Here is a 14,207-nt window from a genome sequence, read left to right as displayed (position 1 = left end):
TTATGCATATTTATAGTCCGGAACAAAAGGTTGAGCATCCTTTATATAAGCAGCATCGTGTAGAGGTCTTTATGAAAAGGGACGACATGATACATCCCTTTATTTCGGGGAATAAGTGGCGAAAGCTTAAATATAATCTTCAGAAAGCACAGCAAGAGAACAAAAAGGTTGTAGTGACTTTCGGCGGGGCATGGTCCAACCATTTACTAGCTACAGCCTGTGCTGGAGCAACATTTAATCTTAAAACAATTGGTTTTGTAAGAGGAGAAGAAGTCCGAAATCCCGTACTCGATATGTGTAGACTCTTCGGCATGAAACTCCTTTTTGTCTCAAGAGAAGAGTACAAAGACAAAGATGCCCTCTTTTATCAACTGGAAAACAAAGACGATAACTTCCTTATCAATGAAGGGGGCTCAGGTTTGGAGGCTACGTGGGGGTGTAAAGAGCTAATATCCGAACTCAAACAAGAGTATGATCATATCTTTTGTGCCGCGGGAACAGGAACTACTGCAGCAGGCATAGCTATAGGTATTAATGACCATAAATGGAAAACGCTATTACATGTTGTTCCTGTTTTGAAGAATGGGGAATTTATCTTGGATGAAATAAAAAAATTCAATGCTTCAACAGACCAGACAATACTCCATCTTGATTATCATTTTGGGGGATATGCCAAGACAAAGCCTGATTTGCTTGCCTTTGTACAAGAATTCGTTGCTTCGACAGCAATAATGATCGAACCTACCTATACCGGGAAAGTGGCATATGCGTTACACGACTTGATTAAAAAAGGTTATTTCACTGAAAACAGCAGAATTTTGTTTATCCATACAGGAGGCCTTACAGGACTATTAGGACATCTAGACAAATTTAAGAAAGGCTAAGAATCTGATGTTCAACGCCATTGAAAGCGAAGTTTACCCCCTCCTTTTTACCTTGTAGCACCTGACCTATGGGTGAAACAAGAGAAATACAGTAAATTGTATTCTTTCCTACAGGAACTACCCCAATACTGCAAGCCAAGAAAAAGATAGATTTATCCGTTTTCACCAAAGAGCCTAAGCCAACAGCATCTGTCCGTATTTCCTGAGACTGGATACGTTGCAACAAATCCAAATCTTGTGTTAGGACTTTAAGCTGTTGTTCATAACGGTTCAGGTCCTGTTGGATCATCTCCCTTCCCGTTTCATATTTATCTCCGGCACTACTTTTATCCTCTTCTACAAGACTATGATTGGCCGTCTGAATAGCCATATTCACTTCTTCAATCTTTTTGTGTACTAGATCAAAGCAGGCCTTTAATATTTCATCTTTGTTCATCACAGTATATAATAATAAAGCGTCTATCGAGGATAGACGCTTCCCTACTTAATATTATCTAAATTATTGTAAAGATTTCTTCAGCTGATTAGCCTTTTCTTTGGTTTTGTCTGCTGCATCTTTTGCTGCATCGCCCACCTTCTGCGCTCCGCTTTCAATTTTATCACCTGTCTTCTCTGCCGTATTTTCTATGGCGTCACTGGTCTTTTTAGCAGCATCTTTTGTAGCGTCCACAGCATCGTTAAACCCTTCTTCCACCTTATCTCCAGCCTCTTTGAGGTTGGCTTTAGTCTTTTCCCATGCCACTTCAGCGTCGGCTAATGCTTTACGGGCTGCTTCTTCGGCATTTTTATCGCCTTTTTTTATGGCTGCATCCAATTCAGCTTTCGCTTTATTATAATTGTCTTCGGCTTCGTGGTAGGCCTGATGTGCTGCCTCATCCATTTGATCATGCGCATGATCTAAATGTTCTCCTGCAGAAACTTCTCCATCGTTGTTTCTGTCTTTTGATGGATTATTGCTGCATGCCGCAAATGTCAACGTTCCAGCCATTAGGGCTAGATAAGCTAATCTTCTCATAGTAATAAGTTTAAATATAACTTGTAATGAGAAACAATATGTATGCCAAAATATTATTTAGCGTAGATGGTGCCCTTAGCAGCTTCCAAGGTATTTTTCAACAAACCTACGATGGTCATCAGTCCTACACCACCAGGTACCGGTGTTATCCATGACGCTTTTTTGGACACATTTTCGAAATCTACATCGCCATAAAGTTTGTATCCTGATTTTGTAGAAGTAGAGACCTCACGGTTGATGCCCACATCGATAACTATAGCACCCTCCTTCACCATATCTGCCGTGATGAAATTTTTCTTTCCTATAGCTGCAACTACGATGTCGCCTCGCAGAACCTCCTCTTTAAGATTTTGGGTGCGGCTATGTGTCAAGGTTACTGTACAATTGCCAGGATTGCTGTTTCTGGCCAACAAAATACTCATCGGTGACCCTACTATATTGCTACGTCCGACTACCACGGCATGCTTTCCCGCTGTACCAATTCCGTAGTGTTGCAACATCAACATAATGCCATACGGCGTAGCAGGAATAAAGCAAGGTAAGTTGCGCTGCATACGTCCCAAGTTTATCGGATGAAAGCCATCCACATCTTTTCGATAATCAATAGCTTCCGTTACTTTCTCTGGATCAATATGCTTAGGTAGCGGAAGCTGAACTATAAGTCCATCGATCTTGTCATCCTTATTTATCTCTTTGATCTTGGCTATCAGCTCTTCTTCCGTAATATTTTCATCGTAGCGTATGTTCGTAGAGTCAAAACCCACCAACTCGCAGTTGCGCATCTTACTGGCAACATACGTTTCGCTACCTCCATCGTTACCTACCAAAATAGCTACCAAGTGAGGCTTACGCCCTGTCTTTGCAGCAAACTCAGCAGCTTCCTTTTTAATATCTTCCTTAATCTTAGCGGATACTTCTTTACCGTCTAATAATCTCATTACTATTTATTTTAGGTTGATTAATTTACTACGAATCCAATTTCAATACAGCCATAAATGCAGATTGTGGAATTTCAACATTTCCTACCTGTCGCATACGCTTCTTACCTTTTTTCTGTTTTTCTAATAGCTTACGCTTACGCGAAATATCCCCACCATAACATTTTGCCGTAACATCCTTACGTAATGCAGAAATAGTCTCACGGGCAATGATTTTAGCGCCGATAGAAGCCTGAATACGTATTTCAAATTGCTGACGCGGCAACAGTTCTTTCAGCTTCTCACAGATTTTCTTTCCAAACTCGTAAGCATTGCTACGATGTATCAGCGAAGATAGCGCATCTACAGGTTCATCATTCAGACGAATATCCAATTTCACCAAGTCCGAAGGTCTGTATCCTATCTGATGATAGTCGAACGATGCATAACCTCTGGAAATCGACTTCAACTTGTCATAGAAGTCGAAGACGATCTCGCCCATAGGCATTTCGAACACCAATTCCACACGGTCTGCTGTCAGATAAGATTGGCTTACGATAGTTCCACGTTTCTGTATACACAATGACATCACAGGCCCTACGAATTCTGCCTTGGTAATAATGTTGGCACGAATATAAGGTTCTTCTATAGAAGCCAGCTTGCTCGGATCCGGCAAATCCGAAGGGTTATGTACTATAACCTCTTCATTGTCTTTTGTCAGATAGGCTTTATAAGACACGTTAGGCACGGTAGTGATCACCGTCATGTTGAACTCACGTTCTAAGCGCTCCTGGATAATCTCCATATGAAGCATACCCAAGAAACCACATCGGAATCCGAAGCCCAAAGCTGCCGAAGACTCAGGCTCGAACACTAAGGAGGCGTCGTTGAGCTGCAGTCTATGCATAGACTCGCGCAACTCTTCGAAATCTTCCGTATCGACAGGATAGATTCCTGCAAACACCATAGGCTTTACCTCTTCGAACCCTTTGATGGCTTCCGGACTAGGTCTGTCCACATGGGTGATAGTATCACCTACCTTTACCTCACGAGCATCTTTAATACCCGAAATGATATATCCTACATCGCCCGTACGAATAACATCTTTAGGTACCTGATTCAACTTCAATGTACCCACCTCATCTGCTATATATTCTTTTCCTGTAGCGATAAATTTAACTTTGTCGCCCTTACGGATTTCACCGTTTTCTACCTTAAAATAAGCCATGATACCTCGGAAAGAGTTGTATACCGAGTCAAAAATCAAGGCCTGCAAAGGAGCCTTTGGATCACCTTGTGGTGCGGGGATACGCTCTACGATGGCACGCAAAATTTCAGGAATTCCCATTCCTGTCTTTCCTGAGGCAGGAATAATATCTTCCCGTTTTCCGCCGATAAGGTCGATGATTTGGTCTTTTACTTCTTCTGGCATAGCGCCCGGCAAATCCATTTTGTTGAGAATAGGAATAATCTCCAAATCGTGTTCCAACGCTAAATAAAGATTGGAAATGGTCTGTGCCTGAATACCTTGAGAAGCATCTACTATCAACAACGCACCTTCACATGCCGCGATAGAACGAGATACCTCGTAAGAAAAGTCAACGTGTCCCGGCGTGTCGATAAGGTTCAACACATAATGCTCACCATCTTGGTAATAATCCATTTGGATAGCATGACTTTTGATCGTAATACCACGTTCACGCTCCAAATCCATATTATCCAACAACTGGTCTTGAGCCTCTCGCTGGGAAATCGTGTTTGTGTACTCTAATAATCTATCCGCCAAGGTACTCTTACCATGGTCGATGTGTGCGATAATACAAAAATTACGTATATGCTTCATACAGGTTCTATGCCTTCAATTAAAGGGCAAATATACTTTTTTTATCATAGATTTTATGCTATATGAAAAGCTATTTTTTAGCTGCAATTTTTAAATAAAACTGGGGATTATTTGCTTCCCTGCCATAGGATTAGTACTTTCACCTTACCAATTGTAAATGAATAAGATTCTTCCTACAGTGGCAAAACCGAAAGTTATGATACGTATAGTTTTCCTTATAGCATCTTTACTTTTCGTTTTACAACAATCTCGAGCCCAAACTATATCTTCCTTCGGAAGTCCCTATATTCAAAATTTTACCAAAGCCCAGTATAAGGCTGGAAATCAAAACTGGAGCATAGCACAGGGACCTGATGGATTCATCTATACGGCCAACAACGAAGGTCTGCTCGTCTACGACGGCTTTTATTGGGAACTTTACCCTTTGAGCAACAAAAAGCATCTACGTAGTGTGGCTATCGCCCCCAATGGTCATATCTATGTCGGGGGAAAAGAAGAATTCGGATATTTCGAACGCCGTCATGGGAAACTAGTCTATCACAGGCTTTCAGACTTGGTAAATCCGGCTTTATTAGAAAATGACGACATCTGGAAAATCATTCTCACCGAAGACAAGGTGATTTTTCAAGCCTTCTCCAAGCTATATATTTTAAGGGACAACAAAATAGAAATCCAATATGGACAGGGAGAACCTTTTCTCTTTGCTCACCAGATAGACAATAAGATATGGATAGAAAAAATCCCTTCCGGCTTGCAGCGGTGGACAGCGGATTCCTTCCTGCCTCTTGCAAATAAAATAACCAACATCCTTACTGTACTTTCTTTCGGAAAGGAAGAATATTTGTTAGGAACAGCTAAGGAAGGACTCTTTATCTTAGACCTGCAGGGTAACTTACGAAAATGGACCCCTAATCCCCAGCTCGAATCCCTTCTTAAAGAGGGACAAATCAATAATGGCCTGAAAGTCTCGGAAAATATCTATGCTTTTGGCACCATTAAAAACGGTATCATCATCATCAATGCCGAAGGTCAAATCCTCCAACATATCCATAAAAGAAACGGACTTCAAAACAATACGGTCCTCAGCATGACTCTGGATAAACAAGGCAACATATGGGCCGGATTGGATAATGGTATAGACCGCATAGAGATAAATGCTCCCTTTTACTATTACAAGGACATTTTCGGTGAGTTAGGGACTGTTTATGCGATTAAAATATTTGACAACCATATTTATTTGGGCACCAATCAAGGATTGTTTTATGCGCCTTGGCCTTCAAACCGCAACATCAATCACCTTAACTTGCAGTTTGTTTCCGGATCGCAAGGGCAGGTTTGGACCTTAGATGTTTTCAACAATCAGCTGATTTGTGGTCATAACGACGGCACTTTCTTAGTTGAAGGACACCGCCTTAAGCGCATTTCAGAGTGGACTGGCGGCTGGATAAACCAACAACATTCCGCACTCCATTTTGTCCAAGGAAATTATACGGGGTTAGCTTCTTTCACTCAGAAAAACAACTCGTGGTCCCTAAATCAAAAATTCCCTTTCCCCAAAGAAGCTGTAGTCAACCTCATTCAAAAGGAAAAGAACCAGTACTGGACCGTATTAAACAAAGCTATACTGCTCGTACAGTTTGGAGGAAGTTTCAAAGATGTACAGATTTTAAAAACATTTCGCTTTGATAAGGACTTCCCTCAGATAAGCCGACTTCATCCACAAACGATAGAAGGTAATACCCTCTTTTTCTCCGATAAAGGCATCTTCATCTATGACAATGTACTTTCCAAATTCAGCCTCTACAGTGATTTAAATAAATCGTTGGGGCGCTTTTCTAAAGCCAACAGGATTAAAGGAATCGAAAAAGGAAAATACATCTTTGCGCTTGAGGGCGACTTTGCGCTGGTACATATCGGCAAAGATATGATTCAAGTAGACTCTACCAGCTTTAACATACTGAAAAATGCCGTGATGAAAAATTACGAAATTGTAGAGCCGTATCAGCAAAAACTATTATTTGGCTTAGACAACGGCATAGCCATATACGATCCACATTCTTACAATAAGTCACTCATCACGCCTCCCTTCGTAAAAGGTTACAGACAGCTTAACACCAGCAGCGACAGCCTCTATCACCTTACGGAAGAAAGTAAGATTCCATTTAAGCGAAACAGCATTCGTATTCTCTTCGCTTCCCCATGGTTTTCCAGCACTCCTCTAAAATATCAATATCTTCTAGAGGGAAGTAACACGGAATGGGATACGCCTACGGAAACTCCATATGTAGATTTTACGAATCTGGAATGGGGAAAATATACTTTCAAAGTGAGAGCCATATCGGACAGTGGCGAAACCTCCGATTGGACCGTTGTTTCTTTCCGTATTTTACCTCCTTGGTATCTTACCTGGCAGGCTCTTGCTATCTATTTCTTATTGGCGTGTATCGCTTTCTTTGTCGCGAGAAAAATGGTACTCCAAAAAATCGCACGTGACAAACAACGTATCCGCCAAGAGTTACAACAACGTCAAGAAGAACTTTTACGAAAAGAGGCCGAAGAAAATGAGAAAAAGCTCATGGCCTTGAAAAACGAACAGCTATCACAAGAATTGGAGCTTAAAAACCGGCAGCTCGCCAACGCTGCAACCAACATCATTTACAAAAACGAATTGCTGGACAACTTGCACGTCGAACTCCTTAAAATTAAGGACAAAGACGGTAAACCCTTGTCGAATGAACAGCTCCAAAAAATCAATAAGCTCATCAACAATGCTAAGAGCGATGATAGAGATTGGGACTTATTTGAAAAAAGCTTCAACGAGTCGCACGAAAACTTTTTCAAAAAATTAAAAGCCCAATATCCTAGTCTTTCTCCTAATGATCTAAAACTCTGCGCTTATTTGAGGCTCAACATGTCTAGTAAAGATATAGCTTCATTAATTAATATCAGCATCCGCGGTGTTGAAATCAGAAGATATAGACTTCGCAAGAAATTTAACCTTCCCACCCATAAAAACTTGAATGAATTTCTAATGGAATTGTAGCAACACTACATCATCACTACTACATGTATTTTGTGTATTTTTTACACTAACGACAGTCATTTGAGAAAGGATAAAAATAAAATAATAAGCTAACTATCAACAATTTAAACAACAAGATACCATTAGAGTGTAGCAGTATTTTTCATATGAAGTATTAATGTGAAATTATATTTTTTCATAATCAAACGAATACATCACAAATTTGTTAAACCTACAGCGAATACTTGAAACGTTGTAGGTAATAACTACTAATTGTAAACCAAAAGATAATCATATGAGAAAGTTTTTTACCCTTGTCTTTCTTATTACCGTATGTTTTAGTTATGCTTTAGCGCAGACAAAAACCATTACGGGAACAGTAAAGGATGGCAGCACCATGGAAAGTCTCCCTGGTGTGACCATCACCTCCAGTTCGGGACAGAGCACCCAAACAAATGCGGATGGATATTTTAGTATCGAAGTTTCTTCGAATGCCAATATCACCATCACTTTTATAGGTTATAAACCACAAACAATACCGGTAAGCTCCCAGAGTACATATAATATCTTCTTGGAAAGAGATAGCCAAGAGTTGGAAGAGGTGGTAGTGGTTGGTTACGGCACACAGAAAAAGGCAGATGTTACTGGATCCATAGGGTCCGTTAAAGGCGAAGAGATTGCCAAACAACCATCAATGTCGGCCATGCAATCCGTACAAGGAAAGGTGGCAGGACTTAATATTGTAGCCTCAGAAAATCCAGGATCCGCCCCTACCGTAATGATTAGAGGATTGGGAACAGCCCTAGGAGGACGCAATCCCCTCTATATCGTGGATGGCATTCCGGTGACTAATATTAACAATATCAATCCTACAGACATAGAGTCTATGGATGTGCTTAAAGACGCCTCCTCGGCCTCCATCTATGGTCTGCGTGCTGCCAACGGCGTAGTTATTGTCACCACCAAAAAAGGAAGAGCCGGTCGCTTCAACATCAACTATGAGAGCTACGCAGGTATAAAGAATATCCTTAACCGCGTAGAGATGGCTAACGGACAGCAATATGCAACATACGTCAACGAAAATCTACAGGCTATTAACGGTGGTTATAGCCTACAAACCTCAGGACAACCATATGAAACTGACTGGTACGAGGCCCTTTTAAAACAGGGCTCTATCTTTAATAACGCCGTAAATCTATCCGGTGGTTCGGAAAGAATCGACTACTACCTCAGTGTAAACAACTTTACTGAAAATGGAATTCTTGATGGATCCCGCTTTATCCGCAACACCTTCCGCAATAACAACACATATAAGTTTATGGACGGAAGGCTTAAGTTCGATCAAAATGTCAACCTTACGCTAACGAAAAATACACCGAAACCTTTAAATGCATTCAACGCTGCCTACAGACAATCCCCTTTAGTGCCTGTCATGTATGCAAACGGACGCTACGGTGTACCCTTTGTAAATAAAACTACGGGACTTGTTACTTACGAAGGTCAACCTGGAGACAATATAGGATCCCTCAACTCCATCGGCAACCCTGTATATGAAGTTTTGCGTAATAATAATCTGCAAAACACTACGACTTTACAAGGAAGTTTCGAAGGAGAATTTAAGATTGTGGACTATCTGAAGTTCAATTCCCGTTTTGGTGCCACAAAATTTTGGTACAACGGTCGTACTTTCAACAATATCAAACACGGCTGGCTAAACGCAGATCCTACACGTACTGAAAGCGAATTCGAAACCTTGCGAACAAACAACCCTACCTCAACATCTTATGCTTACAACTCTCTAAACATAAGTCAGAATGAAAGTTTCCGTTGGGTATGGGAAAATTTCCTTACTTTCCAAAAAAGTTTCGATAGACACCATGTAGAGGCCATCCTAGGTATGTCAAGAGAAAAGTTTGACATAGCAAGCTCTATGTCTGCTTCGGCATATGACGTACCAGAAAAAGAACAATATTGGAATATAGATTTAGCCAACAGTTCGGGATCTAGCGCCTACCCTAAAACTGTCAACCAAACGTCGTATACACCTATAGCATTAGCTTCATATTTCGGAAGAATACAATATAATTACGACAATAGATATTATCTTACCGCTACTGTACGTAGAGATGGTTCTAGTGTATTTAAAGCCAACGAAAACTATTGGGGAACTTTCCCTTCATTCGGTGCCGGATGGACCATCAGCAACGAAGAGTTCATGCAGGAAGCCTCATGGATCAACTTTCTGAAAGTTAGAGCCAACTGGGGTGAGCTCGGCAACCAGCAGATACCGCTGAATGTGTCGCAGATATTGACCTCTCCGGGATCGTCCAACTATAATTATGTGTTTGGGCCTGAGCAAACCTTAGTTTTCGGTGCAGCCTTCGGAACACCGGCCGTAGATCTCACTTGGGAAAAAACAAGAGAAGCTGGAGTGGGGCTTGACTTTGGCTTTCTTAATAATAATCTTAGCGGTTCGATAGACTACTATCATAAGTTAAATACCAATACTATTTTGGATGTTACCCCAACCTTAAACTCAAGCTATGCACGCAACTTCTATGCGCATGGCGCTAAAGTACTGAACCAAGGTTTTGAAGCCATTCTCACTTGGAGTAAAACATTAAGTGAGGATTTCAACTATTCCTTCGGTGTTAACTATGCCTACAACAGCAATAAGGTTAAAGAAGTGACGCCAGCCTATGACGGAGCTACAGGAGGAAGCCTCGCAAACGGTCAGATCACCAAACAGCTGCGTGTGGGCCAACCTATCTATGCATGGTGGATGTGGGAAGCCGACGGCGTTTGGCAGACAGCTGAGGAAATAGCAAACAACCCGCGCTACGGATCTCCTATTCCAGGGCACTTACGCTATAAAGACCAAAACGAGGATGGCGTGATTGATAACCGCGACAAAGTGTTTTTTGGCTCTTATATTCCTTCTTCAACCTATGGCATTAACCTTGCCGTCAACTATAAGAAAGTAGACTTTGCTGTATATGGCTACGGCGTAGCAGGCAACAAAGTATATAATGCCCTAAAAGGTACTCGTATAGATGGAGGAGAAAATATCACCGCAGAAACCTTCAAGCAGCGCTGGACAGGTCCAGGATCTACCAATGTGCATCCGGGAGCAGCAAGAGACTCTTATGCTTCTAGTTACTACTTGGAATCAGGAAGTTATTTTCGGATTAACAACATCACTCTTGGATATACATTCAGCAGATTATATTCCAACACTTCCAAACTGCGTCTATATGTTACAGCACAAAATCCTTTTATTTTCACGAAATACAGTGGATTCTCCCCTGAAATATCGGGAGTGTCGGAAGCGGCTACAGGCATAGGATATTCTAATGCGGGAAGTCCTTCAGGTACCTCCGGCATAGAACTTTCGGCCTACCCTACCACCAGAAACTTCCTTTTCGGACTTAACTTACAGTTCTAACCAAAAATTTGAAGCTATGAAAACCAAAATATTAAACTTCTCTCTTGTGGCGGCCTTAGGTCTTATGACACAAAGCTGTACTAAAGATTTTCTGAATGTCCCTTCAAAAGAAATCGTAGAAGCAGAAGACTCCAACGTAGTTTACGAACCGGAATCTTTTGTTAATGCCATTTATGGCATGTTTACGGATTGGAACTATGCCTTCTCCTTCCTAGGCATCACCGAAATCATATCTGACAACGCTGATAAGGGCAGCTCCCCAACAGATACGGGAACAGACAAAGATATCTTAGATAACTTAACCTATACTTCCACTGCCGGCTCCTTTGCCGCCATGTGGGAACATTGGTACAAAAGTATAGGACGTGCCACACAGGCTATAGAATATACCGAAAACTTTGGTCTTACCGATGAGGCCTACAAAAATAGACTCATCGGCGAAGCCCGCTTCTTAAGAGCACTAAACTATTTCTACCTTGTACGCGGTTGGGGTGACATTCCTCTTCAGCATATCGACCTTATCGACCGAAAGCCTACAGAAGAAGTCTACCAATTTATCGAAGAGGATCTGTTGTTTGCTATAGATCATCTGCCTTTGAAATCTCAATATGCAAGTAAAGACTTGGGAAGAGCTACCAAAGGAGCCGCCCAAGGACTTTTGGCCAAAGTTTATCTGTATCAGAAAAAATGGAACGAGGCTGTCAACATGGCACGAGCGGTCATCAATTCGGGAGAATATGACCTAGAACCGGACTATGCAACCGTATGGCGTGAGTCCACAGAAAATGGCAGAGAATCTCTATTTGAATTTCAAGCACGAGGAGAAGTTATAGCTCACGGCATCCAACAGTATTCACAAACCCAGGGAGCGCGCGGCGCCACAGGATGGGGCTGGGGATTCAACACGCCTTCTCAAAACCTCCTTGAAGCCTTTGAGGCTGAAGGTGACCAAATACGTAAAAACGCGACTATCATCTTCCGCGGAGAAACCTTATACGATGGACGTGTCGTGGGCGAAAGTGTAGAAAATCCTATGTACAATGAAAAAGCCTATTCTTCTGCCAATGGCGGAGCGGACGACACCGACAAAAACTTGCGTTATCTACGCTTTGCGGAAGTTTATCTAATCCTCGCCGAAGCGGCCAACGAGCTGGACGACTTCGCTACAGCACGACAGTATCTCAATCTGGTACGAAACAGGGTAAGCCTTCCTGCCATAACATCCAACAACAAGGATGAACTACGGCAGCTCATATGGAAAGAGCGCCGTCTCGAACTGGCAATGGAACATGACCGATGGTTCGACCTAGTACGTACAAGACAGGCAGAAACAGCAATGCTCGCCGCAGGAAAACCTTTTCAAGCCAAACATTATCTGTTTCCTATACCTAACAACCAGCTTATTCAAACGCCGGAGATGCGGCAAAATGAAGGGTGGTAAACAACTTTATCCATGAGACATATTTTCCTCATCGTAACACTATTCTTAATCCTCATCGGCTGTAGTAAAAGCTCCGACCCTACGGCCGATAGGAGCACCTTTTCCCTTACCCGATTTGCTATAGATGAAAAAGAAGGAAATATTTTCAAAGGTATTGCTATAAAACCTAAGATAACCTTAATATTCGACAAGGCTGTAGACAAAAAAAATATAGAACAGAATGTAGAGCTATTCTATAACGGAACAAAATACGGATTGGATTTTAACTTCAGCTCGGACAACAAAACTGTGACAATTTTCCCTAAAGTTAATTTATCCCCATTATCTTCTTACCATCTAGTCATCCGCTCCACTTTGATAGCGCAAAGTGGAGAAAGACTAGATTCTGAAAAAGATTACACATTCACCACAGCGATTGATAGTACTGACAAATTCCCGCGTATAAGCACGGAAGAGCTTCTGACCAAAGTACAGCGACAAACCTTCTCTTACTTTTGGGATTTTGCACATCCAGCCTCAGGTATGATAAGGGAACGCAATACTTCCGGTGATGTGGTAACCACGGGAGGTAGCGGCTTTGGGGTAATGGCCATCATCTCTGCGGCAGAAAGAGGCTTCATCACCAAAAGCCAAGGTATGGAAAGAGTCAAGAAAATTGTCTCCTTCTTAAAATCTGCTGATAGATATCATGGAGCTTTCTCCCATTGGTATAACGGTAATACCGGAAAAACAGTACCTTTCAGTCAAAAGGACGACGGTGCCGATCTGGTAGAAACTGCATTATTATTTCAGGGGCTTTTGGCTGCGAGAAATTACTTTAATGATATAGCATTATCAGAAGATATTACAGCACTTTATAATGCTGTGGAATGGTCTTTTTTCCGTAACAACCAAAAAGGATTATTTTGGCATTGGAGCCCTACCTATGCTTGGGACATGAACTTAAAAGTTAAAGGATGGAACGAAGCTTTGATTCTTTATGTTCTTGCTGCAGGTTCACCCACATTTCCTATTGACAAGGAAGATTACGAAGAGGGTTGGGCTAACAACGGAGGAATTCAAAACGGCAGTCTATACTATGGTATTACTTTACCGTTAGGACCTGAAAGAGGTGGCCCCCTCTTTATCTCTCAATATAGCTTTTTAGGATTAAATCCTCACGGGCTAAAGGACAAATACGCAGACTACGAGCTTCAAGTAAGAAGTCACACCCTCATCAACAGAGCCTACTGTATAGCTAATCCACACAATTTTTATGGATACAGCGCGCAATGCTGGGGTCTTACCGCCAGCGATAGCTATGATGGATATTCGGCGCACTCCCCAACAAACGATAGAGGCGTAATATCCCCTACTGCTGCGCTAAGCTCTATGCCTTATACCCCTGAGGAGTCCTTGGATGCTCTAGAATTTATGTATTATAAATTGGGCGATAGAATTTGGGGTGAATACGGATTTAAAGATGCTTTTTCCCTTGACAAATTATGGTTTGCCGACAGCTATTTAGCCATTGACCAAGGTCCTATAATTATTGGCATAGAAAATTATCGGTCAGGCCTCCTATGGTCACTTTTTATGCAGTGCCCAGAAGTAAAAAACGGACTCACAAAACTTGATTTTACATCTCCAAACATCTAGAC

At 41.7% G+C, this 14,207-nt stretch carries 9 protein-coding genes; 5 read left to right on the top strand and 4 right to left on the bottom strand.

What is annotated here, in order from left to right:
* Window positions 1-2 precede the first annotated feature (2 nt).
* A complete protein-coding gene (locus ABD873_RS03515; protein ID WP_345064696.1) occupies window positions 3-884 on the top strand; it encodes a 1-aminocyclopropane-1-carboxylate deaminase/D-cysteine desulfhydrase in 882 nt (293 codons plus the stop codon).
* On the opposite strand, the gene ABD873_RS03510 is transcribed toward ABD873_RS03515, so the two are convergent.
* Genes ABD873_RS03510 through lepA form a run of 4 tightly spaced genes read right to left on the bottom strand, consistent with a single transcriptional unit; the run spans window position 871 to window position 4,659 of the window.
* A complete protein-coding gene (locus ABD873_RS03510) occupies window positions 871-1,323 on the bottom strand; it encodes a hypothetical protein (RefSeq protein ID WP_345064692.1) in 453 nt (150 codons plus the stop codon). The genes ABD873_RS03515 and ABD873_RS03510 overlap by 14 nt on opposite strands.
* 60 nt (window positions 1,324-1,383) lie before the next feature.
* Window positions 1,384-1,899, bottom strand: coding sequence for a hypothetical protein (locus ABD873_RS03505; protein WP_345064690.1), 516 nt, complete (start codon window positions 1,897-1,899; stop codon window positions 1,384-1,386).
* Window positions 1,900-1,952: 53 nt separating this feature from the next.
* On the bottom strand, window positions 1,953-2,837 hold the full coding sequence (locus tag ABD873_RS03500; RefSeq protein WP_345064687.1) for a bifunctional 5,10-methylenetetrahydrofolate dehydrogenase/5,10-methenyltetrahydrofolate cyclohydrolase: 885 nt from the start codon (window positions 2,835-2,837) through the stop codon (window positions 1,953-1,955).
* A 28-nt stretch (window positions 2,838-2,865) separates the two neighbouring features.
* Complete coding sequence (gene lepA / locus ABD873_RS03495) at window positions 2,866-4,659, bottom strand: translation elongation factor 4 (RefSeq protein WP_345064684.1); 1,794 nt, start codon at window positions 4,657-4,659, stop codon at window positions 2,866-2,868.
* Between the two features lie 157 nt (window positions 4,660-4,816).
* On the opposite strand from lepA, the gene ABD873_RS03490 reads away from it, so the two are divergent.
* The 4 genes from ABD873_RS03490 to ABD873_RS03475 all read left to right on the top strand — a co-directional run bounded on the left by ABD873_RS03490 (window position 4,817) and on the right by ABD873_RS03475 (window position 14,205).
* Window positions 4,817-7,702, top strand: a complete 2,886-nt coding sequence (locus tag ABD873_RS03490) for a helix-turn-helix and ligand-binding sensor domain-containing protein (RefSeq protein ID WP_345064681.1) — start codon at window positions 4,817-4,819, stop codon at window positions 7,700-7,702.
* 274 nt (window positions 7,703-7,976) lie between these two features.
* Window positions 7,977-11,126 carry a SusC/RagA family TonB-linked outer membrane protein gene (locus tag ABD873_RS03485; RefSeq protein ID WP_345064678.1) on the top strand — a complete coding sequence of 1,050 codons (3,150 nt, stop codon included), beginning with the start codon at window positions 7,977-7,979 and terminating at the stop codon, window positions 11,124-11,126.
* A gap of 16 nt (window positions 11,127-11,142) precedes the next feature.
* Window positions 11,143-12,567, top strand: coding sequence for a RagB/SusD family nutrient uptake outer membrane protein (locus ABD873_RS03480; protein WP_345064675.1), 1,425 nt, complete (start codon window positions 11,143-11,145; stop codon window positions 12,565-12,567).
* 12 nt (window positions 12,568-12,579) lie between these two features.
* Window positions 12,580-14,205 carry a glucoamylase family protein gene (locus ABD873_RS03475; RefSeq protein WP_345064672.1) on the top strand — a complete coding sequence of 542 codons (1,626 nt, stop codon included), beginning with the start codon at window positions 12,580-12,582 and terminating at the stop codon, window positions 14,203-14,205.
* Window positions 14,206-14,207: the final 2 nt, after the last annotated feature.

Origin of the sequence: Sphingobacterium thermophilum (genome assembly GCF_039541675.1) — a bacterium.
In the GTDB taxonomy this organism is placed as follows: Bacteria; Bacteroidota; Bacteroidia; order Sphingobacteriales; family Sphingobacteriaceae; genus Sphingobacterium; species Sphingobacterium thermophilum.
Note: the sequence above shows the minus strand (reverse complement) of the source record. Positions and strands in the feature narration are given on the sequence as shown.